Source organism: Pseudomonas sp. NPDC099000 (assembly GCF_044759925.1).
In the GTDB taxonomy this organism is placed as follows: Bacteria; Pseudomonadota; Gammaproteobacteria; order Pseudomonadales; family Pseudomonadaceae; genus Aquipseudomonas.
Genome location: NZ_JBIWAF010000007.1, coordinates 166,896 through 191,991, shown reverse-complemented (window position 1 = coordinate 191,991; position 25,096 = coordinate 166,896). Strand labels below are relative to the sequence as shown.

Here is a 25,096-nt window from a genome sequence, read left to right as displayed (position 1 = left end):
TATGCACCCACACTTGATCAAATTACTCAGCCTGTCGGCCCTGACCGCCGGCATTCTCGCGGCCAGCGCCGGCGTCCGTGCCGATGAAGCCAAAGCACCGGCCTTCAGTGCCGAACCGTGCTGCAACCTGTGCCCCGCAGCCCACGACGCGAAGAACTACACCACGCGCTATCAGCAGAACTTCACCACGCTGGTGCAGGCTCAGGGCGACTGGTTGTTCCGTACCCAGGAAGACTTGCGCACCGAATTCGACACCACGCCCGCCGGCTACAAACGCATGAAAGAGTTGCACGATGCGTTCAAGAGCAAAGGCATCGAACTGGTCGTCGTTTACCAGCCGACCCGTGGCCTGGTGAACCGCAACAAGCTCAATCCGGAAGACAAAGCCAAATTCGATTTCGACAAGGCATTGAAGAACTACAAGACCATGCTCGGGCGTTTTGCCGCCATGGGTTATGTGGTTCCGGACCTGTCGCCGCTGACCAACGAATCGCTGCCCGACACCTTGCCGGCCCACGACTTCTACTTCCGCGGCGACCAACACTGGACGCCGTATGGCGCCCAGCGCACGGCGAAAATCGTCGGCGAGAAAATCAAGCAATTGCCTGAGTTCGCTGACATTCCCAAGCGCGAATTCGAGAGCCATAAGTCGGGTCGCATGGGCAAGACCGGAACATTACACAACATGGCCGGTCAACTCTGTGGCACCAGCTACGCGATCCAGTACATGGATCAGTTCACCACCGAGCCCAAGGGCGAAGCAGCTGACGGCGACCTGTTCAGTGACTCCGGCAATCCAGAGATCACCCTGGTCGGTACCAGCCACAGTGGCAAGAACTACAACTTCGCCGGTTTCCTCGAAGAGGCCATCGGCGCCGACATCCTCAACGTGGCGTTCCCCGGCGGTGGCCTGGAAGGTTCGATGCTGCAGTACCTGGGCAGCGAAGAGTTCCAGACCAAGCCGCCGAAGATTCTGATCTGGGAATTCTCGCCGCTCTATCGCCTCGACCAGGAAACCATCTACCGCCAGATGATGGCGCTGCTGGACAACGGTTGCGAAGGAAAGGATGCACAGATGACCGGCAGCACCACGTTGAAACCGGGCAAGAACGAATTGATGGTCAACAGCAAGAACCTGAACCTGCAAAACGGCAGTCACCAGGTCGACATCCGCTTCGCCGATCCGTCGGTGAAAACTCTGCAAGCCACCCTCTGGTACATGAACGGTCGCCACGAGGACATCAAAATCGAAAAACCGGAAACTTCCGACACCGACGGGCGCTTTGCCTTTGAGTTGCGTACGGACGAAGACTGGGCCACGCAGAATCTGCTGGCCGTCGAAATCCAGGGCCCTGAAGCGGGTGCCACGCCACAGAAAGTCGAAGCGAAAATCTGCAAACGCAACGTGTTCCCTGGCGCTGGGCAGCGTACCGCCCAGACCGGGCAATGAGGCAACTATGCAAACCCGAACTTTGAAAAGATTGATCGCACCGTCCCTGTTGAGCCTGGCCATGTTTGCCGGTGCGACTCAGGCCGCCGCGCCACTGCGCCCGCCACAGGGGTACTTCGCGCCGATTGAAAAAGTCAAAACCGGCGACAAGAGCGAAGGCTGTGACGCCATGCCGACGCCGTACACCGGCTCGCTGCAATTTCGCAGCAAATACGAAGGCTCCGACAAGGCCCGTTCGACCCTGAACGAAGCCTCGGAAAAAGCCTTCCGCGACACCACGGCCGACATCACCAAGATTGAGCGCGGCACCAGCAAGCGCGTGATGCAGTACATGCGTGACGGTCGTCCGGAACAACTGGAATGCACGCTGAACTGGTTGACCGCCTGGGCCAAGGCCGATGCGTTGATGTCCAAGGACTTCAACCACACCGGTAAGTCCATGCGCAAATGGGCATTGGGCAGCATGGCGTCTTCCTACATTCGCCTGAAGTTCTCCGACTCGCATCCGTTGGCGAACCATCAGCAAGAGTCGCAATTGATCGAAGCCTGGTTCAGCAAAATGGCCGATCAGGTGGTCAGCGATTGGGACAACCTGCCGCTGGAAAAAACCAACAACCACTCGTACTGGTCCGCCTGGTCGGTGATGGCAACGTCCATCGCCACCAACCGCCGCGACCTGTTCGACTGGGCGGTGAAGGAATACAAGGTCGGCGCCAATCAGATTGACGCCCAGGGTTTCCTGCCCAACGAACTGAAGCGCCAGCAACGCGCCCTCGCCTACCACAACTACGCCCTGCCGCCGCTGGCGATGATCGCCAGTTTCGCTCAGGTCAACGGTGTGGACTTGCGTCAGGAAAACAACGGCGCATTGAAACGCCTGGGTGATCGAGTGCTCGCGGGTGTCGAAGACCCGAGCAGCTTCGAGAACAAGAACGGTAAAGAACAGGACATGACCGACCTGAAAGAGGACTCGAAATTCGCCTGGCTCGAACCGTTCTGCACGCTCTACACCTGCTCGCCGGATGTGCTCGAGAAAAAACACGAGATGCAGCCGTTCAAGACCTTCCGACTCGGGGGTGACCTGACCAAGGTCTACGACCCGGCGAATGAGAAAGGCAAAAAAGGCTCCTAGAGCCAAACGCAGAACCCCTGTAGGAGCGAGGCTTGCCCGCGAAGGCGGTCTGACATTCACCAATGATGTCGACTGACACTCCGCCTTCGCGGGCAAGCCTCGCTCCTACAGGGACCGCGCGTGGATTTGAATGCAATACATCCCCCAGTTTTCGGTGGGGGGTTTGGGGGGGCCGTTGGCCCTTGACTGTTGGTTAAACATGGAGAGACCGGGATGGTATTTTCATCCAACGTGTTCCTGTTTTTGTTCTTGCCGATCTTTCTCGGCATGTACTACTTAAGCGGAATACGCTATCGCAACCTGCTGCTGCTGCTCGCCAGCTACGTGTTCTATGCCTGGTGGCGTGTGGACTTCCTTGCGCTGTTCGCAGCCGTCACGTTGTGGAACTATTGGATCGGCCTCAAAGTCGGTGCCGCAGGCGTTCGGACCAAACCGGCTCAACGCTGGTTGCTCCTGGGCGTGGGCGTCGACCTGTGCATCCTCGGCTACTTCAAGTACGCCAACTTCGGCGTCGACAGCATCAACGCGATGATGACCTCCGTTGGTCTGTCGCCGTTCATCCTGACCCACGTGCTGTTGCCGATCGGGATCTCGTTCTACATCTTCGAGTCCATCAGCTACATCATCGACGTCTACCGTGGTGACACCCCGGCGACCCGCAACCTGATCGACTTTGCGGCGTTCGTGGCGATCTTCCCGCACTTGATCGCCGGCCCTGTGTTGCGTTTCCGTGACCTGGCCGACCAGTTCAACAACCGCACCCACACCCTCGACAAGTTCTCCGAAGGTGCCACGCGGTTCATGCAGGGTTTCATCAAGAAAGTCTTCATCGCCGACACACTGGCGGTGGTGGCCGACCATTGCTTCGCCTTGCAGAACCCGACCACGGGGGATGCCTGGCTCGGAGCACTCGCCTACACCGCGCAGTTGTATTTCGACTTCTCCGGTTACAGCGACATGGCCATCGGACTGGGCTTGATGATGGGTTTCCGCTTCATGGAAAACTTCAAACAGCCGTACATCAGCCAGTCGATCACCGAGTTCTGGCGTCGCTGGCACATCAGCCTGTCGACCTGGTTGCGTGACTACCTGTACATCACGCTGGGCGGCAACCGTAAAGGTACGCTGATGACCTATCGCAACCTGTTCCTGACCATGCTGCTCGGTGGTCTGTGGCACGGCGCGAACATCACCTACATCATCTGGGGCGCCTGGCACGGCATGTGGCTGGCAATTGAAAAAGCGCTGGGCCTGAACACCTCGCCACGCAGCATCAACCCGATCCGCTGGGCACTGACTTTCCTGCTCGTGGTCATGGGCTGGGTGATCTTCCGCTCGGAAAACCTGCACGTCGCCGGTCGCATGTACGGCGCGATGTTCAGCTTCGGCGAATGGTCGTTGTCGGAACTCAACGCGGCCAGCCTCACCGGCCTGCAAGTGGCGACCCTGGTGGTGGCGTACATGACCCTGGCGTTCTTCGGCATCCGCGACTTCTACAGCAACCTGCCGCCTGAGAAGACCAAGCCTGCGGTGAACGTCGAGGCCGATGGCCCGGCCGCTGCCCAGCCTGGAATGATCAAAGCCGTACCGGGCGACAACCCGGCCAGCATCCACGAGCCTGGCTACACCGTCGGCGTTGAAGCCACCGTGCAACCGGCTTACTGGACGGCGGACTGGTCGCGCTACGTGATGCGCACGCTGGTACTGGTGCTGTTCATTGCCTCGATTTTCAAACTCTCGGCGCAAAGCTTCTCGCCGTTCCTTTACTTCCAGTTCTGAGGGATCTGACCATGACCCGCTCATTACGTATCTTCTACATCGCCCTGTTCATGGTGACCCTGCTGGTGCTGGGCCTGTGGTCGACGCGCAGTTTCTTCGGCTTCAGCACGAACGCCGATGCGACGGTGCTCAACGGCCGCTGGGCCAAAGCCGTGGAAACCCATTACGACGAAGAGTTCCCGATCAAGCGCCTGGGCACCAACCTTTGGGCCGCGCTGGATTTCAAACTGTTCAACGAAGGTCGTCCGGGCGTCGTGCTCGGTCGCGATCAGTGGTTGTACAGCGATGAAGAGTTCAACCCGATCGTCAACGAAGAGTTGAACCTGCAAGGCAACTACGCGCTGGTCGAAGGCGTGCGCCAGGAACTCAAAGCCAAAGGCGTGAAACTGGTGATGGCGATCGTGCCGGCCAAGACCCGCCTGTACCCGGAACACCTGGGTGAAGTGAAGCCTTCGAGCATTCACGCCAACCTCTATGAAGACTTCCACGCTCGTGTGGCGGCCAACAAGATCATCGCACCCGACCTGTTCGGCCCGATGTTGAAAGCCAAGCTCGACGGTCAGCAGGTGTTCCTGCGCACCGACACCCACTGGACCCCGGAAGGCGCGCAAATCGCCGCCGAGACCCTGGCCAAAACCATTGCCGAGAAAACCCCGCTCAGTGGCGAGCCGCAACGCTTCGTCACCGAACCTGCGGAGAAAGTCACGCACAAGGGCGACCTGCGGTTGTTCCTGCCGCTGGACCCGCTGTTCGAAAACCTGATGCCGAAGACTGAACCGTTGCAAAAGCGCAACACCGTGGTGGCGCAAGACCAGCCTGCCGGTGATGACGCGCTGTTCGCCAATACCGAAGTGCCGGTGGCCCTGATCGGCACCAGCTATAGCGCCAACCCAAACTGGAACTTCGTCGGCGCGCTGAAACAAGCGCTGAACAGCGACGTAGTCAATTACGCCGAAGACGGCCACGGCCCGATTCTGCCGATGCTCAGCTACCTGAAAAGTGATGCTTTCAAGAACAGCCCGCCACAGGTGCTGATCTGGGAGTTTCCTGAACGTTATCTGCCTGTGAACAACGAAATCGGCGACGCCGACCCGCAGTGGGTCGCAGAGCTCAAAGAAGCCGGCGCCCGCCAACAAAACGTAGCCGCAAACACTAAATCCGAGACGCCCGACCGGGCGCAAAACTGAAAGAGAGAGGTACTACCATGACTTTCACTACTACTCCTCGCCGTCTCGCCAAGACCTTCGCACTCGTTGCTGGCATGAGCGTGTTGTCGATGTCCGCCTTCGCTGGCGACGCCGCACTCTACGGCCCGACCGCACCGAAAGGTTCGAGCTTCGTACGTGTCTACAACGCCGGTAACGCTGAAGTCAGCGCCACCGTCGGCAGCACCAACCTGGCCGAAGTCGCGCCGCTGTCCAGCACCGACTTCAGCTTCATGCCGGGCGGCGACTACAGCGCCAAGGTCGGTAGCCAGACCCTGCCGGTGAAACTGGCCGGCGACCACTATTACACCTTGGTCAACAACGCCAGCGGCGCGCCACAACTGATCGAAGAGCCGCCGTTCAAGAACAAGCAGAAATCCCTGGTTCGCGTACAGAACCTCAGCGACAAGGCCCTGACCCTGAAAACCGCTGATGGCAAGACCGAAGTGGTTCCGTCCGTAGCGGCCAAAGGCCGTGGCGAACGTGAAATCAACCCGGTCAAAGTCAGCCTGGCCCTGTACGACGGCGCCACCAAAGTCGGCGACGTCAAACCGGTTGCCCTGGAACGCGGTGAAGCCGCCGTGCTGTACGTCACCGGTAAAGGCAGCAGCCTGTCGCCAGTCTGGGTAAAACGCCCGGTTTCGACGCGCTAACACATTTGCCCGGTTGACCATTTCCCTGTGGGAGCCGGGCTTGCCCGCGATGCAGACGACTCGGTGCAGCAGACAGACCGAGGTGATGCCATCGCAGGCAAGCCAGCTCCCACAGGGACCGAGGTGTCAGTCGGGATACGGAATAAGAACAAGAGTGAAACGACAGAACGCAGTAGCTCTGAACCATTCGATTTTCAAGGAGTAACAACATGATTCCGGTGATCTTGTCAGGTGGTAGCGGCTCACGTCTTTGGCCGCTTTCGCGTAAGCAATTCCCTAAACAGTTCCTCGCCCTGACCGGCGAACACACGCTGTTCCAGCAAACCCTGGAACGCCTGGTGTTTGAAGGCATGGACACCCCGATCGTGGTCTGCAACAAAGACCACCGCTTCATCGTCAATGAGCAGCTGAGCAACCGTAAACTGGAAACCCAGCGCATCCTGATGGAACCGTTCGGCCGCAACACGGCGCCGGCCGTGGCCCTGACCGCGATGATGCTGGTCAACGAAGGTCGTGACGAGTTGATGCTGGTGCTGCCGGCCGACCACGTGCTGGATGACCAGAAAGCCTTGCAACGTGCGCTGGCCCTGGCCACCGTCGCTGCGGAAAATGGCGAAATGGTGTTGTTCGGCGTACCGGCCACCAAACCGGAAACCGGTTACGGCTACATCAAGTCGACCGCCGACTCGCTGCTGCCCGAAGGCGTCAGCCGTGTCTCGCACTTCGTCGAAAAGCCTGACGTCAAACGCGCCACCGAGTTCGTCCAGTCCGGCGGCTACTTCTGGAACAGCGGCATGTTCCTGTTCCGCGCCAGCCGTTTCCTGGAAGAGCTGAAAAAGCACGACCCGGACATCTACGACACCTGCCTACTGACCCTTGAGCGCAGCGAGCAAGATGCCGACACCATCACCTTCGACGAAGCCACCTTCGCCTGCTGCCCGGACAACTCCATCGACTACGCGGTGATGGAAAAAACCCAGCGCGCCTGCGTCGTACCGCTGACTGCCGGCTGGAGTGATGTCGGTTGCTGGGCGTCGCTGTGGGAAGTGAATGAAAAAGACCTCAACGGCAACGTCACCAAAGGCGACGTGGTCATCCAGGACAGCAAAAACTGCATGATTCACGGCAACGGCAAACTGGTGTCGGTTATCGGCCTGGAAAACATCGTGGTCGTCGAAACCAAGGACGCCATGATGATCGCCCACAAGGACTCGGTCCAAGGCGTGAAACAGATGGTCAACACCCTCAACGAACAGGGCCGCAGCGAAACCCAGAACCACTGCGAAGTCTATCGTCCGTGGGGTTCCTACGACTCGGTGGACATGGGCGGCCGCTTCCAGGTCAAGCACATCTCGGTCAAACCGGGCGCGTGCCTGTCCCTGCAAATGCACCACCACCGCGCCGAACACTGGATCGTGGTCAGCGGCACCGCCGAAGTGACCTGCGACGAAAACGTGTTCCTGCTCTGCGAAAACCAGTCGACCTACATCCCGATCGCTTCGGTTCACCGTCTGCGCAACCCGGGCAAGATTCCGCTCGAGATCATCGAAGTGCAATCGGGCAGCTACCTGGGCGAAGACGATATCGAGCGGTTTGAAGATATCTACGGTCGCTCCACCCCGGTTGAACGCGGCGTGTCGGTGAAAACCATCGCGCAATAATCGTTAAGTGAAACCAGAAGCCCTCGTCCAGTCCGCTGCGTTTTCCCTATCCGCAGCGGGTTGGGCGGGGGCTTTTTTGCTTGATCATGCTGCCTTTTTACCAATCGCTGGCATAGTTGTTTTTCTATGCCACGTTTTGACTTTTATCGAGCCCGGAATCTTTATCTCAAGGCTTCCACCAAACGCGTTATCAATTTGATTGAGTAACGCCTTCGAATCCATTCTTCCTACTTGTACGGGAGAAATCTCCGAATTCCCCAACAGTAGCGCCTTCAAATCTTTCAAACGTCCTTTCACCATCGGAACCTTGGACAGGTCCGAAGAATGCTTGGGATCCAGCACATCAGGGGAAGCAAAAAACTCTACTTTCTCGAAATCTGCCCCCAGTGCAGCTTTCATCGCCTCATCATCCTCAAGATCGTAATCGGCATAATGAGTCATGCCTCCAAGGAATTTACGCTCGTTCACCTCTCCATCTATCGCCAGGAGAAAAAAGGTAAAAGCGCTATTTCCGGCCTTCGTCCAGTCCTTTTCGTTTGTATTCCCTCCCTTTCCACCTAAAGTCTTCACTTGTTTATGTACGAGCGAAAAGTTTGACGATATTTCCGTAAACGGGGGCGCGTCGCCTTGAGTTCCAGAGACGGTGTAATGCCTCAATGTGAAGCGTCTGGTTTTAGTCTTTTCAAGCACTCCTGGTGATGCTTTAGTCGTTTTGAATTTCAATTTGTTATCCGTGATATCGGCCATCATCTGAAAAGGAAGGTTTCTGTCCGTTTCGCTATAGCCATCTTTGTAACTTTCAAAGATAGCCCCAGCGCTGTCCAAGGAGGTTTTGGACTTGGATTCTTTACCCTGTTCGTCAAAAAACGTTATCGGGTTGTTACGTACCATTCGATATAGATTTACTCCATCCACATCCCTCGCGGGGTCCGGATTAAGCCAACGGAACAACCAGGGCACGTAGTACCGAAAATCGTAGTAATAAAGCCCCGTCGCATCCCGCTCCTTGCCGGAATAGCGAATGGTTTTATAGTCGACGTCAATCACGTCCGCACCGGCAAACCAGGCTGTCTCACCGAAGGCATAGAAGACTTCCCGGCTGATGCTTTGCGCATCGTCGGTCAGTTCCACGGTGCAGGAGTTGAGGTGATCGACCAGGGTGTAGCGGTACTGATCGTTGACGCCGGACGGCGGAGCGCTTTCCCAATGCAACACCCGTACGGTATTCAGACCGGCCTGCGCGGTGATGACCTGAAGCACCTGACCGGTGCTGCTGTTGGTGCGAAGTTCCAATCCTTTTAAGTAACGCACTTCAGCCACTACGGTTCGGGCATTGGTCTGCAACGAGCGAATTTTGCGCACCCGCAGGCCAGCACCATCATAGAGATAGTGTTCACAGTCGTTGCGTCCGGAATCGCGTTCCACCGGGCAGACCGAGTGCAACTGATTACGCAAATCCCAGGTCAGTAAGCGCCCCTGATCCAGCTCCAGTAAATTGCCGTTGGCATCGAATGCGGCGGCGATATCTGCTTCGGTCGGCGGCACGCCGTTTCGCCAGGGCAGGCAGCGATTGCTGTAACGCGCGGCGGTCAGTTCACGGCCGGGGGTTTGTGCGCCGACATGTATCAGCTTCAGCAGGTTGCCGCCCTCGTCGTAGTGGTAGTGCTGCTGGTAATTGCTGACCGCCGCCGGATCAGTGCGACCGACCGATTCGGGCCCCTGGTTGGGACCGCCCGCCTCCCAGCCAAACGCCTGGATCAACTGATAGAGACTGTCGTAGATAAAGCGACTGACGGGATCGATACGCTGGTTGTTGAAGTAACGCACCGGCAGCGCCTTGTCTTCGATACTCAGCACGTTGCCCATCCGGTCATAGGTGTAGAACAGATGCTGCAGCAGTCCGGCTCGATCACTGTCCGCTAGCCGCTCCATCAGCCGACCATCCTCGGGGTCATACGTGAGCGTTGTTCGTACGCCGTTACCCGCCACTTCTTTGAGGGTCTGTCCGTCGGCGTTGTACTCGATCTCGCTGACCAGTGTTTGCCAAGTGGTTTTGCCGGCCAGCTTCAAGGCGCTTTGGTGCAGCCTGCCATCCAGAGTGAAGGCGAAGGCCTGGCAGTTCTGCCGGGCATCGACCGTTTCCAGCACATTTCCCTGCGGACCGTAACGCCACGTCGAAACGGCACTCTCGCCCGGCTCCAGCAGTTCTTGTCGATCGGCTATCGGTTCCAGCCAATCCGGTGCAACGGCGTCGAGGGTGAAGTGCTGAATGTGCCGGGTGCATTGACCGGTGATCGCAAACGCCTCAAACAGCACGGTCCCGCCGGGACTGTCCTGACGAATCAACTGCCCGCATTGGTTACGATCGCGGTTAGCCGGATCGGCACCACCATATTCCATACGTTCGGCACATTGGGATGGTTGCGTGGCGACATGCTCAAACACTGCCACGGGACGAAGCCGGTCGTCGTAGCGAATCTCGCGTCGGGTACCGCGACTGTCCCAGCCTTGCAGCACTTCATTGGCCTGGCCGAGAAGGCTGATCTGTGAGCCGGCATCGACACTGACCGTACAGACAGGATGACCGGTCAGCGAATGCACGGTCGTGAGATTGGCGGGCGTCATCGGATCTTGTTGCTGTAGCCGCCAGAGTCGTGGGTCCCACTGTTTTACCGCGACCCCAGCGGCATTGTGCAAGGTGCGGTTGATGCGAGCCTGGGCCGGGGCACCTTCGACCTCGCGCCAATAATCAACCGAACGAACCGGCAGCCCTCGCGGATCGACGGCGAACAATCGGGGTGTGTTGTAGTGCATTCCTACTGCCGAAGTCTGCATGCCGGTTCGTCTCTGTTTGCCTGCACTTATCTAACCGCTCGTGGTCAGGCACCGCTACTGTCAGAAATTACAGTACCGACCAATGGTGATCGCGGTTGATCCGTGAATGTCCATTCCCGCAGCCGTTCGGTAGGATGGTGGCCATGAGTTCAAGGAGCGTTCAAACATGTTCATCGGCGTGCTGCTGGTCATCACCTGGCTGATTTTATTACTGCGCTACCCGGCCAAGGCGTTGCCCGTCTCTGTGGCGGCCGCCATCGGCCTGGGTCTAGTGGCGACGTGGGTGATCTGGATGGACAACCGCGAGGTCAAGCAACTGGCGCGCCTGGAGTTGCGCATCATCTACGCGCCCGAACACTGCCCGGCGGACCGGCCATTGCAGCTGACCATGAACAACGGCAACGATGTGCCGCTGACCGAGTTGCGCTGGCGTGTCGCCGCGTATGCACCGGGCGATACGGTCAATCTGGCCGACAATCAATACGCCGCCCCACGCTATCGCGGCCCCGGCGAATTGCAGGCCGGCGCCAATTGGGAAGACTGCTTGCCCCTGCCGCCGCTGCGCCCCGGCTATCGCCCGCAAACCCTGGAGTTTCGCGCCGAGCGTTTGCAGGGTAGTTTCTCCGACTGATCCCCTTACTTCTTTTTGCACAAGGACCGCGCCATGCCCGTTGCGTTGATTACCGGTTGCTCCAGCGGCATTGGCCGCGCCCTCGCCGATGTGTTCAAAGGTGCCGGCTACGAAGTCTGGGCCAGCGCCCGCAAGGTTGAAGACGTGGCCGCGTTAGCCGCCGCCGGTTTCACTGCCGTGCAGCTGGACGTCAATGACGGCGCGGCGCTTGAACAGTTGAGCGAACGCATCAATCAGCAACATGGCGGCCTTGATGTGCTGATCAACAACGCCGGTTATGGCGCCATGGGGCCGCTGCTCGACGGCGGTGTGCCAGCCATGCAGCGGCAGTTCGAAACCAATGTGTTTGCGATTGTCGGTGTGACCCGCGCACTGTTTCCGGTGCTGCGTCGGGCCAAAGGGATTGTGGTGAACATCGGCAGCGTTTCCGGGGTGTTGGTCACGCCGTTCGCCGGTGCGTATTGCGCCTCGAAAGCCGCTGTCCATGCATTGAGCGACGCATTGCGCATGGAGTTGGCACCATTTGGTGTGCACGTAATGGAAGTGCAGCCGGGTGCGATCGAATCCAGCTTCGCCAAGAATGCCGGGCATGAGGCAGAGCAACTGATTACCGAGCAATCACCGTGGTTTCCACTGCGCGAAGGCATTCGTGCGCGGGCCAAGGCCTCTCAGGACAAACCGACGCCGGCCAAGGAGTTTGCCGAAGGTTTGCTCAAGGCTGTGCAGCAGGGCAAACCACCGCGTCTGATACGCCTGGGCAACGGCAGCCGGGCGTTGCCGTTGTTGGCGGGGTTGCTGCCTAAAGGGTTGTTGGAGGCGGGGTTGATGAAGCGGTTCGGGTTAAAGGGGCAACTCTAGGACCGCGTTATCGTTCTTCGCGGGCAAGCCTCGCTCCAGGCTCGCGTCGTTCGCAATATTTGCCCATCCCTGTAGGAGCGAGGCTTGCCCGCGAAGACGTCGGACCAGACGCTGCATAAATTCAGGAAACAACCATGACCGACTACACCGAATACTTCGACGAAGTGATCCAGGCCCATGTCGCCATCGAACAATGGCTGGCCGAGGACCAGGACGAGTCCGCGCTTGAACGCCTGCTGACCCGTTTTTCGCCACAGTTTTCCATGATCTCGCCATTGGGCCGGGTGCTGGATTTTGCGGCGTTGAACGAGTTGTTCCTGCTGGCAGGCGGAAGGAAGCTCGGCTTCAGGATTGAGCTCAGCGATTTACGGGGTGTCGCGCTGTACGACGGTGGCGCGGTGGTTGGCTATCGCGAGCAGCAGAAAGATGCGAGCGGCTTGCACTCTGATCGCCGGTCGACGGTGGTGTTTGAGAAGCAGGCCGGTGGCAAGGTGATTTGGCGGCATTTGCATGAGACGTTTTGCAAGGGCTGACACGGTCGCCTGATGTGGCTAGGGAGCTTGCTCCCTCGCCACAGGGTTACTCGCCAGCCGCAGATTTAACGACAACGGTACAGGTAATCCCCGCCGCCAACAGCACCCCCTCCGGTACTTCATCAATATGAATCCGCACCGGCACTCGCTGCGCCAGGCGTACCCAGTTGAACGTCGGGTTCACATCCGCAATCAGCTCGCGACTTTCCGGGTTATCCCGGTCGTAGATGCCGCGAGAAATGCTTTCCACATGCCCCTTCAACACTTCGCCGCTCATCAACTGCATGTCGGCCTTATCACCTACGCGCACGTGCGGCAGTTTGGTTTCCTCGAAGAAGCCATACACCCAGAACGAGTTCATATCGACCACGGCCATTTTCGCTTCGCCGATGCGCGCGTAGTCGCCGCGATGCACATTCAGGTTGGTGACATAGCCGTCCACCGCAGCACGGACCTCGGTGCGCTTGAGGTTCAGTTCAGCGGCTTCCAGTTGCGCCTGGGCATGCTGGTAATCGGCCAGAGCCGAGTCGGCGATATTGCTGGCGTCGTCGCGGTTTTCTTTAGAGATCACCAACGCATCCATGTCGGCGCGGCGATGGGCGTTGACCTTGCGCATCTCCCACGTTGACTTGCGTGAGGCCACCAGCGCCTGCGCCTGTTTGACCGCGATGCGGTAGTGCTCGGGGTCGATGCGCATCAGCAAGTCGCCCTTCTTCACCTGTTGATTGTCGCGTACCGGCACGTCCACCACTTCCCCGGTGACGTCGGCGGCGACGTTGATGATGTCGGCGCGCACCCGACCGTCGCGGGTCCACGGCGTGTCCATGTAATGCACCCAGAGGGTGCGGCCGATCCATATCGCGAGAGCCAGCACCAGCAGGGTGGCAAGCAGGCTGAAAAGCTTTTTCATGAGGAGCGTTCTCAACGGTAGACAGTCAGCGCCAGGGCGCCGAACAGACAGGTAAACAGGCTCAGGCGCAGCAGCGCCGGGTGCCAGAAAAAACGGTACAGGTCGAACCCGGACAGGAATCGGTCCAGCGTCCAGGCCAGCGCTGCGGCGATGAAAAACATCAGCGTCATGGTGGGCATGTACACGCCGTGGAAGGCGATTTCACGAGGCATGTTCAAGTCCTTGGGGTTTGGTTTCCACATATGCGGCAAGCGGTGATTGCGGGTCCAGCAGCGAGGTGCGAATGAAGTGCAGGTAGCTCTTCACCCGACGCAACGCGGAGGTGTCGAAGTGCGGCGCGAACGGTTCGTCGGTGGCTTGCACGCGGCTGATGGCATGGTCGACCGCGATCAATCCGCGCTCCAGATTGCTCTGGCTCGGTTGCAGAAACAGCCGCACCAGTGAGCGGCCCATCACGCGGATCGCCTGGCGCCACGGCTGGGATTCGGCGTAGGCCGGATGCACCGGCAGAATCGCCTGTTCCTTGCGCAATTCGATGATCGCGTGGCCGACTTCCAGCACCACGAACATCCAGCGCAGCAAGTCCCGTTGCACCTGCGGCTGACCTGCCGCGAGGCCGTAAGCCTGATGCAGCAAGTCCCGGGTACGGCTTTCGAAACTCGACGCCAGGCCCTTGAGCTTGCCGCTGATCGCATACACCACTTGCCCGCGCAAATCCTGTTCGAGTCGGCGCCACAACCAGCGGCTGTTCGGCGGCAAAATAATCGCCCCGGCCGCCGCGCACACCAGCATGCCGAGCACCATGGCGATGTAGTCGTTGATGAACGCGTAAGGGTTGTAGACGGTGAGGTTGTCCGGCACCGAACCGGTGCTGAAGAAGATCAGCAAGCCGAGTCCGACACCGGCGTATTGCGGCCGTGAAGTGAGGAACGAACCGAGCACGATCACCGGTGCGAGCATCACGCACAGCAATGGAAAACCGTCGATCCACGGGAAGATGAAAAACATCTCGACGAAGCCGATCAGTGCCCCAAGGAACGTCCCGCACGCCATCTGGAAGGCCATGCGTTTCGGGTTCGGCGTCGCGGCGGAAAGGCCGACAGTGGCAGCGGCGATCAAGGTCATCGTTGCCCCGCTCGGCCACGCCGTTGCCACCCAATAACTGCCCAGCACCACCAGAATGAACGCCGCGCGAATCCCCGATGCGGCCGAGGCCATCCAGTTGGTTTGCGGGGTGAACGGCTCGTCCCATTGTTCCCGCGCATGGCTGTGATCGGCCAGCGAAGCGTGGGTCTGTGCATAACTGTGCAACTCGTCGACGAAGCGATAGAGCAATTCGTAGGCGGTGTGGAAATCGAGCTGCTCGGCGTCGCTCGGATCGCTTTCCTGAAAGCTTGCCCGCAGGCTGCGAACCCGCGCAGGCAGGTTTTCCTTGTAGGTCGCCAATGCGCTGGCCAGACGTGCAGCGTCGGGGCTGGTCAAGGCGCGACCGCTGAAGCCGTCGAGCCATTCCGCCAGGTCCTGCAACCCCGGTTTGATCGCCGCCACCCCATGGTCGGCGCCGCTGCTGCGCAAGCGTTCGAGCAATTGGTGCAAGGCGTTGAACCGAGTGGTGATGCCCATGAATTCGCTGTTCAAGCGACTCAGTCGTCCGTTGCGTCGACGCATGTGCGGGTCTTCGAACACGGTGACGCTGCGCAGCCCCTCCAGCCCGACAGCTTCGGCGATAAAGCGCACGTTACTGGCTTCGAAAGCCTCCCGTTTGCTGCGACCGCGCAGGCCATCGGTGACGAACAAAGCGAACACGCCGAAGCGCTGATACAAAGCGTTGCGCATCGCCGCGCTGGCGGTTTGCGGCAGGATGGCGGCGCTGACCACGGTGGCGCAGAGAATCCCCAGGGAGATTTCCAGCACCCGCCAGACCGCCGCCATGAACGCGCCGTCCGGGTGGGCCAACGCAGGCAAGCCGACCATCGCGGCGGTGTACCCGGCGAGCACAGACCCGTAGGCGCGAAAGTTGCGATATCGCGCGGCACCGGCCGAGCAGAGGCCGACCCAGATCGCCAGCGAGCCGAGGAACAGTTCGGTGTTTTGGGCGAACAGGGCAATCAGCGCCACCATCACCGCCGACCCGGCCAAAGTCCCCAGAAAGCGATAAAAACTCTTGGCAAATACCTGACCGCTTTGCGGCTGCATGACAATGAACACGGTGATCATCGCCGTGCGCGGCTGCGGCAATTCCAGGCGCATCGCCAGCCACAGGGTCAGGAACGCGGCGATCAGCACCTTGAAAATGTAGACCCAGGTCACGCCGTCGCTGCGTGCCCAGTCGAAGAAACCCCGGCGCCACTCAAGGGAATACAGCCAGCGCAGAGGTGCGGGCGAGGGAGTCATTAGATCCTGCTCATTAGTTATGAAATTTCAATCAAGCGAAATCCTGTGGCGAGGGGATTTACCCCCGTTCGGCTGCGCAGCAGTCGCGAAACCGGTGAATGCGTTGTGCCTGAAAAAACGCGATGGCAGTTTTTGGGGCTGCTGCGCAGCCCAACGGGGGTAAACCCCCTCGCCACAAAGGCCGATGAATCTGAAACATCGTGTTCAATTCGAGAGGTTCTTAAGCAGGACCGGGGTTTTCGGTGCGGCGGTACGGCTGTCTTCCGGCACATCGTTCCCCGCACCCAGCCCGCCACCCAGCGCCGTCACCAGTTCGGCATGCGCACTCAGCCGCGCCGCCTGAACCTGCTGCTGAACCTGCTGCTGCTTGAACAACAAAGTCTGGGCGTTGAGCACGTTGAGGTAGTCGGTGAGGCCGCGCTGCCAGGCAATCATCGCGATGTCGTAGGTCTTCTGCGCAGTGGCCACCGACTCGGCGGCGAAGGTTTGCTGCTTGTCCATGGACTCGCGGCGGATCAACTGGTCGGAGATGTTTTTCAGCGCGTTGACCAGCGTCTGGTTGTACCTGGCCACGGCGATGTCATACCCGGCCGAGGCTTCGCCCAGTTCCGAACGCAAGCGACCGCCGTCAAAGATCGGCAGCGAGATCGCCGGGCCGACGCTGTAATTGAGTTTCTTGCCGGTCAAAAACTCCAGCGCACCGCCGCCGGTGGCCATGTACCCGAGGCTGCCGACCAGATCGACGTTGGGGTAGAAACCGGCGTGGGCGACATCAATGCCACGCGCCTGCGCCGCCACTTGCCAGCGACTGGCAACCACGTCCGGGCGTTGACCGAGCAATTGTGCGGGCAGCGCCGACGGCAGTTTCAGTGGTGCGGCCAACGACAGCGTGGGTCGTTGCAACTGCGCACCCTCGCCCGGGCCTTTCCCGGCGAGGGCTGCAAGTTGGTTACGGCTGAGGGCGATTTCTTCGTCCAGCGCATCGATCTGGCGATGGGTTTCCGGCAGCGGCGTTTCAGCCTGACTGACATCGAAATGCGTGCCGATGCCGCCGTTCAGACGCCTCTGCGCGAGGTCGAGAATTTGCTGCTGCTGTTTCAGGGTCGCCTCGACAATGTCCCGTTGCGCGAAATGCAACGACAGTTCGATGTAGGCGCGGACGATGTTGTTCTGCAATTCGAGCTGCGCCAGACGCGCTTCGGCGGCGCTCATGTGCGCCATGTCCACGGCGCGCTCGGTGGCATTGCTTTCGCGGCCCCAGAGGTCGAGGGCGTAGCTGAAACCCAGCGCGGCGTTGTTATCCCAGGTGGTCGTGTTGGCCAACTCGCCCGGCCCGTAGAACTGATCGGTCGGCCAGTTGTGGCGCTTGAGGGTGGACTCGCCGTTGATCTGCAACGACTCGGCGGACTCGGCGATGCCGGCCATGGATCTGGCCTGACGCACACGGGCGGCGGCCTTGGCCATGGTCGGGCTGCCTTGCACGGCGAGGTCGATCCAGCGGTTTAGTTGCGGGTCGTCATAGGCCTGCCACCATTGCGCGGTGGGCCAGTGAGCGTCCTGCGCGGCGCTCTGGATGGCCTCGTCGGTGACCAGTGAATTGGCCTCCAGTGCCTTGCCCTGCGGGGCAATTCCTCCGGTTCCGATGCAGCCGCTGAGGGTCAGGGATAAAGCCAGAACACTGAGCGTCTGAAGCGCTCTGTTGATGCGACGCGGCACTGCTGCGATTTCCTGAGAGGGAGAGGTAAGAACGAGCACCGCATTACTCGTAGGAGTGAGCCTGCTCGCGATAGCGGTGTGTCAGTCGACATCCATCTTGAATGTTCGACCGCTATCGCGAGCTGGCTCACTCCTACAGGGGTTTTGTGCCATGCCTGACTGGCGGTTCCTGCGATGGCGCAATTCTAGGGGCCGGCTCGAAGGGCGATAAGCTGGGAATCCTGTGAATCTTTGTTACCGTTAACGCGATAATCCCTTGGTCGGGGTCACCGCCCCCGCAACTTCGTGTCACAATTTGCCATCGCCTCCGAGAGCACCCCATGGACACTTTGCAAAACATGCGCGCCTTCAGTTACGTGGCCGAGGCCGGCAGCTTCACCGCCGCCGCCGTGCAACTGGACACCACCACGGCCAACGTCTCGCGCGCGGTCTCCAACCTGGAAGCCCACCTGCAAACCCGCCTGCTCAACCGCACCACCCGCCGCATCGCCCTGACCGAGGCCGGCAAGCGCTATCTGTTGCGCTGCGAGCAGATCCTGGCCTACGTCGAAGAAGCCGAAGCCGAGGCCAGCGACGCCCACGCGCGCCCGGCCGGCCAGCTCAAAGTGCACACCATGACCGGCATCGGTCAGCACTTCGTGATCGACGCCATCGCCCGCTATCGCAAGACTCACCCCGACGTGACCTTCGACCTGACCATGGCCAACCGCGTGCCGGACCTGCTCGACGAGGGCTACGACGTCTCCATCGTCCTGGCCAGCGAACTGCCGGACTCGGGCTTCGTCTCCCAGCGCCTGGGCATCACCTACAGCATCGTCTGCGCCTCGCCGGCTTACGTGAAAGCCAACGGCTGCGCGCACAAACCCAGCGACCTGCTCAACCACGCGTGCCTGCGCCTGGTGAGCCCGGTGATCCCGCTGGAGAAATGGACCTTCGACGGCCCGGAAGGCCAGGAAATGGTCACCATCAACAGTTCGCCGTTCCTGGTGAACTCGGCTGATGCGATGAAAACCGCGATCATCAGCGGCATGGGCGTCGGCGTCTTGCCGGTGTATGCGGCGATTGAAGGGTTGCGCAACGGCACGCTGGTGCGGGTGATGCCGAACTACCGCTCGCAGGAACTGAATCTGTATGCGATCTACCCGTCGCGGCAGTACCTGGACGCGAAGATCAAGACGTGGGTCGAGTACTTGCGCGGGTCACTGCCGGAGATATTGGCGGCGCACCAGGCGGAATTGGTGGCGTATGAATTGAGTGGGAGTCTGGGTGGGGTTCGGGTGGCGAACTGATTTCACGGTCCTACAGACACGGCGATTTTGGGGAATGTTTCCGACGGGTTCTGTCGGTTGTTGGGTCAGACGGGAAATGGGTAGGCTTTGTGGGTCGCTGCAAAATCAGCGGCCAGGCTTGGAAACCTGATATTCCCATCACAGCACATGGCATACTGCGGCGCTTTTTTCTGCACGCAATTCCTTGTTATGGCGGCTGTGCGCGGGAGACCTTCGGGTCTGCCGGTTTTGGTGGGATATCCGGTTTTCCAGACCGCGCATGGCTGCCACCCTTTCGCTTGGAAACGAAAACGGCAGCTCGATTAATCCCAAACCGAGTAACTTTCATGATCAAAGAAACACCGAATCCTCCGGAAACCGACGACGTTTCCCCCTACGAATCAGTCGATTCCAAAAAATTCCACGACGCCGCTGAACGCGCGCTGGATCACTACCTCAACCCCGCCGCCCTAAAATCCCCCGCTACCCGCAAACCCAGCACGATGTTTTTGATCGCACCGGACATGAAAGACGAAGACCTGCTGGCCCATACCTGCGAATCGTTGGCCCAGGCCAGTGTGATGGCGAGTGACTTCGCGGGGTATCTGGAAGGGCCGCATCGGCATACGGCGATGGCGATCCAACAGATCGTCATGCTGGCCGAACTGGCGGTGAACCGGATGATGGATAACTTCGCCGTACCAAAACCTTCGCAGCACAGCTGATCCCTGTGGAAGCGGGCTTGCCCGCGATTGCGGTGTGTCAGCCGACATCAATGTCCATCGACACACCGACATTCCACCAACCAATGGGCGGACAAAAATCCCTGTTGTACAGCGTCGTCAACTGTCAACTCTGACAGTTTACGGCGCCCAACCTCGGGCCTATGTTCAGCGCGTAACCAGACCTCTTTCTGGTTCCAAGGAGCTGAACATGTTTAAGGAATATTGCCTTCCCCTAACCAGGAAAACCCCTCCCAAGGCCACCGTGACCGCTGACGTACGTCACGAAGAGAGCTTCAGCGCTCAAGCCTACACTTTCAATCATGACTTCCTTGCAACCGATGGAAAATTGCATCTGACCTTGAACACCCTTCAGACCTACGTCACTGCGGACGGTGTAACGGTTGAGCGGGGAATTGAAATCGTGTTCGACGCCGATATCACGACAGGTCTTCATGCAATTCAAAACAGAAAGGTCAGCGCCGCCTACTGGAAAATGTGGCGTGAGGGCGACAAGCTCCGAGTTCAAACATTCGGAGCTGACACAGGCAGCGTCGATTTAGAATTCGATCATGAGAATGAACGGTACGACGGCAAATTTCACTTCAGATCTATTGGTGTGGACGGGGAAGAAATAGACATCGATAGCGGTCGTTTCTCTATATTTGGCCGGAATGACATTGCGCTTTGAGCTGGGGTTGTATTGAAGAAATGCAATGGCCGTATGAGAGCCTGCTCGCCATGAGGGCCTGACATTCAACATTGATGTCCTCTGATACTCCATCAACGCGAGCAGGCTCGCACAATTGGATTTGGGTACATCAGCAAAATGGTGGTCGGCTGTCAGGCCCCATCGCAGCGATGCGGCAGCCAAACAAGCCAGCTCCCACAATTGAAAAGCGAAGGCTCTTATTCCCTGCGGATATCAGATCAGGCATTTCAATAGCCAAGACATATAAAAAACTGTCAGTACTGACAGTAGAAATGATGCTCGTTCAAACTGAAAATCCATGACGCACTCTCACTGATTTATTGAAGGAGCAAGAATATGTCTCAACTTACCGAGAGCCTCTCAGACGTCGGCACACTTAACGCAAAAATCCACAACAACTTCCCATTCCCAGATTACACAGGCACTGTCACGCATTATTTTATCGGCCCACGACATTTTTATCTGTTTACCAGCCAGAAACTCAGTGAAACCGAAACCAATGAATTTAACTTGGCGATTTCACCGAACATCGAAGCAGGGCGCTACGAACTGCCCAACAAAGAAATGATTCCTACCGTGCCTTATTTTTTAAAACACTGGGTAGATGAACATGGAGCCGAACAAACAGAAAGATATAACCCAGACGAAAACAACGGTTATATAGTCGTTAAAAAAATTGACAAAACGCTAGGCATCTTCGAAGCAGAGTTTAACATCACGCTTTTGACTCAAGGGACTCCAGGGAAAAGCCATCAAGCCGTCGGTGATATAAACGTTACTGGATGGAGCGAGAACCGAAAATAGAGGCCATTGTTAACACGGCTTTTCCATAAAAATAGCTCCTCACCGCGCTCCCGTCACTTGGCAGGAGCGGCAGTGAGGTGTAGGCGTCATCGAGGCGCTCGCACAACCCTCGACAAGAATGTTAGCTTGCTTGGCAATCTCCAGCCCGACGAGCCCTCCTCCCATGAAAAAGACCGTCCTCGCCTTCAGTCGCATCACCCCGGAAATGGTCGAACACCTCAAGCAAGACTTCGACGTCATCGTGCCCAACCCGAAAAACGGTGACATCAACGCCCAGTTCAACGAAGCCCTGCCCCACGCCCACGGCCTGATCGGTGTCGGTCGCAAACTCGGCCGCGCACAACTGGAAAACGCCGCCAAACTTGAAGTCGTTTCCAGCGTCTCCGTCGGCTACGACAACTACGATGTCGCCTACTTCAACGAACGCGGGATCATGCTGACCAACACGCCGGATGTCCTCACCGAAAGCACCGCCGACCTGGCCTTCGCCCTGCTCATGAGCAGCGCCCGCCGCGTCGCCGAACTCGATGCCTGGACCAAGGCTGGCCAATGGCAAGCCACCGTCGGCGCACCGCTGTTCGGTTGCGATGTACACGGCAAAACCCTGGGCATCGTCGGCATGGGCAACATCGGCGCGGCCATTGCCCGGCGCGGTCGCCTGGGCTTCAACATGCCGATCCTCTACAGCGGCAACAGCCGCAAGACCGGCCTGGAACAAGAACTCGGCGCGCAGTTCCGCAGCCTTGACGAACTGCTGGCCGAAGCCGATTTCGTCTGCCTGGTCGTGCCGCTCAGCGAAAAAACCCGGCATTTGATCAGCCACCGCGAACTGGCACTGATGAAGCCAGGCGCCATCCTGGTCAACATCGCGCGCGGTCCGGTCGTCGATGAACCCGCCCTGATCGAAGCGCTGCAAAACAACCGCATTCGCGGCGCCGGGCTGGACGTGTACGAGAAAGAACCGCTGGCCGAGTCGCCGTTGTTCCAGCTGAAAAACGCGGTGACGTTGCCGCACATCGGCTCCGCGACCCATGAAACCCGCGAAGCCATGGCCAACCGTGCGTTGGCTAATCTGCGTAGCGCACTGCTGGGCGAGCGGCCGCAAGATCTGGTCAACCCGCAAGTGTGGAAAGGCTAACTAAAACGGGCAGAGACTTATAAAGTATCTGCCCGTTTCTTTACACAACTTGCAATTCAGTCAACCGACGAAAAAAAGCTAAGCACTCTAGACTCTCCTCTACTTGCCCGACCTCGGACTATGTACATGGAGAACTATCAACTTGAACAACTACACAACTGAAAAAATCATCAGAATCAGCAAGATTACACTGATGGCTTATATAAGCTTTTTTGGACTTTTGGTGATGTATAGCAACTTCACCGACTACACCACAAACTACGAATATGTCGCACATGTCCTGAGCATGGACACAACCCACAACAATGAACGAACAACCTACCGGGCCATCACTTCGCCCATGTTGCACCATCGCATTTACTGGCTCATCATCACCCTCGAAGTGACCTACACCGTTTACTGCCTGGTAGGCACTTACCACCTTTATCGAAAACTGAATGCGTCTGCCCGCGAATTCCATGAAGCAAAAAAATTCTCGATAATTGGTCTATTGATCGGTTTATTCATCTATTACGTCTGTTTGCAGGTCGTCGGCGTCGAATGGTTCGACATGGATAGATCGCAAACATGGAATGCCAAGGATTGGGCTCGGCATATTGTTGATTTTATGTTGCCGCTACTTATGTATATCGCGTTAAAGATCGAGCGCTGAACAGTACCGCGCTCGACGCAGAAATATCAGGCCAGATTTCCAGTCTGCTGCAACACGCGCACCCTGGGCTTGCGGAACACCAGCACGTTACCCAGCATCACCAACACCAACCCCACCAATGCCGGCGCGGTCCATTGATAGCCTTCGGCAAACGCCGAGACATTCAGCGCCACGACCGGGAACAGCACAGTGCAATAGGCCGCACGCTCCGGGCCCATACGCCCGACCAGCGTCAAGTACGCGGTGAAGCCGATGACCGAACCCGGAATCACCAGGTACAGCAGCGAGCCGATGTAGCGCGCATTCCATTCCATGTCGAACGGAATGCCTTTGAACAGGCACCACACCGACAACATCGCCGCGCCATACGCCATGCCCCAGGCGTTGGTGGTCAGCGGCTTCAAACCGGCCTTCTGTTGCAGGCTCGAGAGCATGTTGCCGGCCGAGAAACACAGGGTACCGAGCAGCGCCAGGCCCAGGCCGAGCAAGGTTTCCGGGCTGGCGGTGTGGCCCGCCAGTTCCGGCCAGAACAACAGGCCAAGCCCGGCCAACCCCAACGCACCACCCATCAAAACGTTGCGGGCGATTTTCTGGCCGAAGAACACGCGGGCATTGAGTGCATTCCACAACGTGGCGGTTGAAAACACCACGGCGACCAGCCCGCTGGGGATCCACTGACTGGCGGTCAGGAAACACATGAAGTTGATGCAAAACAGGCACAGGCCCTGAGCCAGACAGATCAAATGCCCGCGGCGGTTCATCACTTGCAGGCGCCGACTGAGCAGCAACAGAACAAACAGCACCAGCGCCGCGAGGCCGAAGCGATAAACGATCGACACAGGAATGGCCACCACGCCCAGCTGCCATTTCAAGGCAATCCAGGTGGTGCCCCAGATCAGCACGGTCAATAAATACAACGACAGGTTCATGGCAAAGGCTCCTCAATAGGGGCTCAGTGTCCTGCGCCAAGCCTCGGCGCACTTGCATAAACTTGCGCTTTTGTCGGCCGACAGGCTGGCAGGCCAACGGCTACGGAGTAGGATGCAAGGCGTCGGAGAGAAGCCATCATGCCTGCACTGGAAACCCTGCAAGTCTTTCAAGCCCTCAACCGCTCGCCCACTGCTCGCCTCGAGCACAGCGCCGAGCTCGGTGACGGCATGGCTGCAGCCTTGTGGAGCAACCATCACGACGCCCAGGACTATGAGGCGCCGAGCCACCACACCTTGTCCTGCTACATCGCCGGCGGCACCGGCACTTTTCGCCGCGATCAGCCCGGCACCAAGGGCGGCCCGGACAAGCTGTGCATCCTGCCGGCCGAGCATCAATCGGGTTGGGTGATCAACGGCGACATTCGCCTGGCCCACGTCTATTTCAGCCCCGAACAATTCGCCCTCGGCTGCGTCACGCTGCTGGACCGCGAGCCTCGCGAACTGCAATTGCGCGAAGCCACGTTCCTTGACGATCCGGCACAGGCCCGGCGCTTTCGGCAGATGCTCACGCTCAACTGGGAAGAGCCGGGCGAACGCCTGCTCACCAGCAGCCTGGCCCATGAAATGCTCAGCCACGTGTTGCTCGGCCAGGTCGGGATGCGCGAAGGGTTGCGGCTCAAGGGCGGATTGGCGGCGCATCAGCGGCGGCAGTTGGTGGAGTTCATCGACAATCAGTTGGCCGAGGCGATCAGCCTGGGGCAATTGGCGGCGTTGTGTGCGTTGTCGGAATATCACTTTGCGCGGATGTTTCGCGAGAGCTTTGGCTTGCCGCCGCATCAGTATGTATTGGCACGGCGACTGAGTCGGGCGCAGGAATTATTGCGTTCGACGTCGCAGCCGTTGGGGGAGATTGCGCTGGCGTGCGGGTTTGCCAGTGCGAGCCATTTCACCCATCGGTTTCGGCAGGTTTTGGGCGGGACGCCTGGGGAGTATCGGCAGGCGTTTTTGCGTTAATCCCGATGATCATCAGTGGCTGTCAGGCCGCCATCGCGGGCAAGCCCGCTCCCACAGGACAGGTGGCGAACCCATCTTTTGCGAACGACACTATCCCTGT

Annotated in this window: 22 protein-coding genes; 16 read left to right on the top strand and 6 right to left on the bottom strand. The window is 58.8% G+C overall.

Going from position 1 to position 25,096, the window contains the following annotated elements; translation table 11 throughout:
* Position 1: 1 nt before the first annotated feature.
* From ACIQV9_RS11890 to ACIQV9_RS11865, 6 genes are all read left to right on the top strand, one after another.
* A complete protein-coding gene (locus ACIQV9_RS11890) occupies positions 2-1,450 on the top strand; it encodes an alginate O-acetyltransferase (protein WP_403101335.1) in 1,449 nt (482 codons plus the stop codon).
* Between the two features lie 7 nt (positions 1,451-1,457).
* The gene (locus ACIQV9_RS11885; protein ID WP_403101334.1) at positions 1,458-2,582 is read left to right on the top strand and encodes a mannuronate-specific alginate lyase; all 1,125 of its coding nucleotides are present in this window, start codon (positions 1,458-1,460) and stop codon (positions 2,580-2,582) included.
* A 213-nt stretch (positions 2,583-2,795) separates the two neighbouring features.
* Complete coding sequence (locus ACIQV9_RS11880) at positions 2,796-4,361, top strand: MBOAT family O-acyltransferase (protein WP_403101332.1); 1,566 nt, start codon at positions 2,796-2,798, stop codon at positions 4,359-4,361.
* Between the two features lie 11 nt (positions 4,362-4,372).
* Positions 4,373-5,548: an alginate O-acetyltransferase gene (locus ACIQV9_RS11875; RefSeq protein ID WP_403101329.1), complete on the top strand. Its 1,176-nt coding sequence runs from the start codon at positions 4,373-4,375 to the stop codon at positions 5,546-5,548.
* Positions 5,549-5,565: 17 nt separating this feature from the next.
* Positions 5,566-6,219: an alginate O-acetyltransferase AlgF gene (locus tag ACIQV9_RS11870; protein WP_042932354.1), complete on the top strand. Its 654-nt coding sequence runs from the start codon at positions 5,566-5,568 to the stop codon at positions 6,217-6,219.
* Between the two features lie 209 nt (positions 6,220-6,428).
* Positions 6,429-7,880: a mannose-1-phosphate guanylyltransferase/mannose-6-phosphate isomerase gene (locus ACIQV9_RS11865; protein WP_403101326.1), complete on the top strand. Its 1,452-nt coding sequence runs from the start codon at positions 6,429-6,431 to the stop codon at positions 7,878-7,880.
* A gap of 84 nt (positions 7,881-7,964) precedes the next feature.
* Here the strand turns inward: ACIQV9_RS11865 and ACIQV9_RS11860 are convergent, their stop codons facing one another.
* Complete coding sequence (locus ACIQV9_RS11860) at positions 7,965-10,715, bottom strand: RHS repeat domain-containing protein (RefSeq protein ID WP_403101324.1); 2,751 nt, start codon at positions 10,713-10,715, stop codon at positions 7,965-7,967.
* Between the two features lie 166 nt (positions 10,716-10,881).
* Here ACIQV9_RS11860 and ACIQV9_RS11855 point away from each other — a divergent pair, with 166 nt between their 5' ends.
* From ACIQV9_RS11855 to ACIQV9_RS11845, 3 genes are all read left to right on the top strand, one after another.
* Positions 10,882-11,346, top strand: a complete 465-nt coding sequence (locus ACIQV9_RS11855) for a multidrug transporter (protein WP_403101322.1) — start codon at positions 10,882-10,884, stop codon at positions 11,344-11,346.
* A gap of 33 nt (positions 11,347-11,379) precedes the next feature.
* Positions 11,380-12,204, top strand: coding sequence for an SDR family oxidoreductase (locus tag ACIQV9_RS11850; RefSeq protein ID WP_403101320.1), 825 nt, complete (start codon positions 11,380-11,382; stop codon positions 12,202-12,204).
* Positions 12,205-12,338: 134 nt separating this feature from the next.
* Positions 12,339-12,737: a DUF4440 domain-containing protein gene (locus ACIQV9_RS11845; protein WP_403101318.1), complete on the top strand. Its 399-nt coding sequence runs from the start codon at positions 12,339-12,341 to the stop codon at positions 12,735-12,737.
* A 46-nt stretch (positions 12,738-12,783) separates the two neighbouring features.
* Here ACIQV9_RS11845 and ACIQV9_RS11840 read toward each other — a convergent pair whose 3' ends face one another.
* From ACIQV9_RS11840 to ACIQV9_RS11825, 4 genes are all read right to left on the bottom strand, one after another.
* Entirely contained in the window at positions 12,784-13,647 is an 864-nt protein-coding gene (locus ACIQV9_RS11840; protein WP_403101316.1) for an efflux RND transporter periplasmic adaptor subunit, read from the bottom strand.
* An 11-nt stretch (positions 13,648-13,658) separates the two neighbouring features.
* On the bottom strand, positions 13,659-13,859 hold the full coding sequence (locus ACIQV9_RS11835; protein ID WP_403101314.1) for a DUF1656 domain-containing protein: 201 nt from the start codon (positions 13,857-13,859) through the stop codon (positions 13,659-13,661).
* A complete protein-coding gene (locus tag ACIQV9_RS11830; protein WP_403101312.1) occupies positions 13,849-16,041 on the bottom strand; it encodes an FUSC family protein in 2,193 nt (730 codons plus the stop codon). Before ACIQV9_RS11830 ends, ACIQV9_RS11835 begins: the two co-directional genes overlap by 11 nt.
* Before the next feature lie 204 nt (positions 16,042-16,245).
* Complete coding sequence (locus ACIQV9_RS11825; RefSeq protein ID WP_403101310.1) at positions 16,246-17,757, bottom strand: efflux transporter outer membrane subunit; 1,512 nt, start codon at positions 17,755-17,757, stop codon at positions 16,246-16,248.
* Positions 17,758-18,077: 320 nt separating this feature from the next.
* On the opposite strand from ACIQV9_RS11825, the gene ACIQV9_RS11820 reads away from it, so the two are divergent.
* The 6 genes from ACIQV9_RS11820 (at position 18,078) to ACIQV9_RS11795 (ending at position 23,053) form a co-directional block, all read left to right on the top strand.
* The gene (locus ACIQV9_RS11820; protein ID WP_010463147.1) at positions 18,078-19,046 is read left to right on the top strand and encodes a LysR family transcriptional regulator; all 969 of its coding nucleotides are present in this window, start codon (positions 18,078-18,080) and stop codon (positions 19,044-19,046) included.
* Positions 19,047-19,372: 326 nt separating this feature from the next.
* On the top strand, positions 19,373-19,750 hold the full coding sequence (locus ACIQV9_RS11815) for a DUF6124 family protein (protein ID WP_403101307.1): 378 nt from the start codon (positions 19,373-19,375) through the stop codon (positions 19,748-19,750).
* A gap of 208 nt (positions 19,751-19,958) precedes the next feature.
* Positions 19,959-20,438 carry a hypothetical protein gene (locus tag ACIQV9_RS11810; RefSeq protein ID WP_403101305.1) on the top strand — a complete coding sequence of 160 codons (480 nt, stop codon included), beginning with the start codon at positions 19,959-19,961 and terminating at the stop codon, positions 20,436-20,438.
* A 357-nt stretch (positions 20,439-20,795) separates the two neighbouring features.
* Positions 20,796-21,263 (top strand): hypothetical protein, encoded by a 468-nt coding sequence (locus ACIQV9_RS11805; RefSeq protein WP_403101303.1) that lies wholly within the window; start codon positions 20,796-20,798, stop codon positions 21,261-21,263.
* Positions 21,264-21,426: 163 nt separating this feature from the next.
* On the top strand, positions 21,427-22,401 hold the full coding sequence (locus tag ACIQV9_RS11800; RefSeq protein WP_403101301.1) for a 2-hydroxyacid dehydrogenase: 975 nt from the start codon (positions 21,427-21,429) through the stop codon (positions 22,399-22,401).
* Positions 22,402-22,543: 142 nt separating this feature from the next.
* The gene (locus ACIQV9_RS11795) at positions 22,544-23,053 is read left to right on the top strand and encodes a DUF2165 family protein (RefSeq protein ID WP_403101299.1); all 510 of its coding nucleotides are present in this window, start codon (positions 22,544-22,546) and stop codon (positions 23,051-23,053) included.
* Positions 23,054-23,079: 26 nt separating this feature from the next.
* On the opposite strand, the gene ACIQV9_RS11790 is transcribed toward ACIQV9_RS11795, so the two are convergent.
* Positions 23,080-23,982: a DMT family transporter gene (locus ACIQV9_RS11790; protein ID WP_403101297.1), complete on the bottom strand. Its 903-nt coding sequence runs from the start codon at positions 23,980-23,982 to the stop codon at positions 23,080-23,082.
* A gap of 138 nt (positions 23,983-24,120) precedes the next feature.
* Here ACIQV9_RS11790 and ACIQV9_RS11785 point away from each other — a divergent pair, with 138 nt between their 5' ends.
* Positions 24,121-24,996 (top strand): helix-turn-helix domain-containing protein, encoded by an 876-nt coding sequence (locus ACIQV9_RS11785; RefSeq protein WP_403101295.1) that lies wholly within the window; start codon positions 24,121-24,123, stop codon positions 24,994-24,996.
* The last annotated feature ends 100 nt before the right edge of the window (positions 24,997-25,096 follow it).

Coding starts and splice junctions, on each gene's coding strand:
- ACIQV9_RS11890 (WP_403101335.1), top strand. CDS start 2: ATGCACCCACACTTGATCAAATTACTCAGCCTGTCGGCCCTGACCGCC.
- ACIQV9_RS11885 (WP_403101334.1), top strand. CDS start 1,458: ATGCAAACCCGAACTTTGAAAAGATTGATCGCACCGTCCCTGTTGAGC.
- ACIQV9_RS11880 (WP_403101332.1), top strand. CDS start 2,796: ATGGTATTTTCATCCAACGTGTTCCTGTTTTTGTTCTTGCCGATCTTT.
- ACIQV9_RS11875 (WP_403101329.1), top strand. CDS start 4,373: ATGACCCGCTCATTACGTATCTTCTACATCGCCCTGTTCATGGTGACC.
- ACIQV9_RS11870 (WP_042932354.1), top strand. CDS start 5,566: ATGACTTTCACTACTACTCCTCGCCGTCTCGCCAAGACCTTCGCACTC.
- ACIQV9_RS11865 (WP_403101326.1), top strand. CDS start 6,429: ATGATTCCGGTGATCTTGTCAGGTGGTAGCGGCTCACGTCTTTGGCCG.
- ACIQV9_RS11860 (WP_403101324.1), bottom strand. CDS start 10,715: ATGCAGACTTCGGCAGTAGGAATGCACTACAACACACCCCGATTGTTC.
- ACIQV9_RS11855 (WP_403101322.1), top strand. CDS start 10,882: ATGTTCATCGGCGTGCTGCTGGTCATCACCTGGCTGATTTTATTACTG.
- ACIQV9_RS11850 (WP_403101320.1), top strand. CDS start 11,380: ATGCCCGTTGCGTTGATTACCGGTTGCTCCAGCGGCATTGGCCGCGCC.
- ACIQV9_RS11845 (WP_403101318.1), top strand. CDS start 12,339: ATGACCGACTACACCGAATACTTCGACGAAGTGATCCAGGCCCATGTC.
- ACIQV9_RS11840 (WP_403101316.1), bottom strand. CDS start 13,647: ATGAAAAAGCTTTTCAGCCTGCTTGCCACCCTGCTGGTGCTGGCTCTC.
- ACIQV9_RS11835 (WP_403101314.1), bottom strand. CDS start 13,859: ATGCCTCGTGAAATCGCCTTCCACGGCGTGTACATGCCCACCATGACG.
- ACIQV9_RS11830 (WP_403101312.1), bottom strand. CDS start 16,041: ATGACTCCCTCGCCCGCACCTCTGCGCTGGCTGTATTCCCTTGAGTGG.
- ACIQV9_RS11820 (WP_010463147.1), top strand. CDS start 18,078: ATGGACACTTTGCAAAACATGCGCGCCTTCAGTTACGTGGCCGAGGCC.
- ACIQV9_RS11815 (WP_403101307.1), top strand. CDS start 19,373: ATGATCAAAGAAACACCGAATCCTCCGGAAACCGACGACGTTTCCCCC.
- ACIQV9_RS11810 (WP_403101305.1), top strand. CDS start 19,959: ATGTTTAAGGAATATTGCCTTCCCCTAACCAGGAAAACCCCTCCCAAG.
- ACIQV9_RS11805 (WP_403101303.1), top strand. CDS start 20,796: ATGTCTCAACTTACCGAGAGCCTCTCAGACGTCGGCACACTTAACGCA.
- ACIQV9_RS11800 (WP_403101301.1), top strand. CDS start 21,427: ATGAAAAAGACCGTCCTCGCCTTCAGTCGCATCACCCCGGAAATGGTC.
- ACIQV9_RS11790 (WP_403101297.1), bottom strand. CDS start 23,982: ATGAACCTGTCGTTGTATTTATTGACCGTGCTGATCTGGGGCACCACC.
- ACIQV9_RS11785 (WP_403101295.1), top strand. CDS start 24,121: ATGCCTGCACTGGAAACCCTGCAAGTCTTTCAAGCCCTCAACCGCTCG.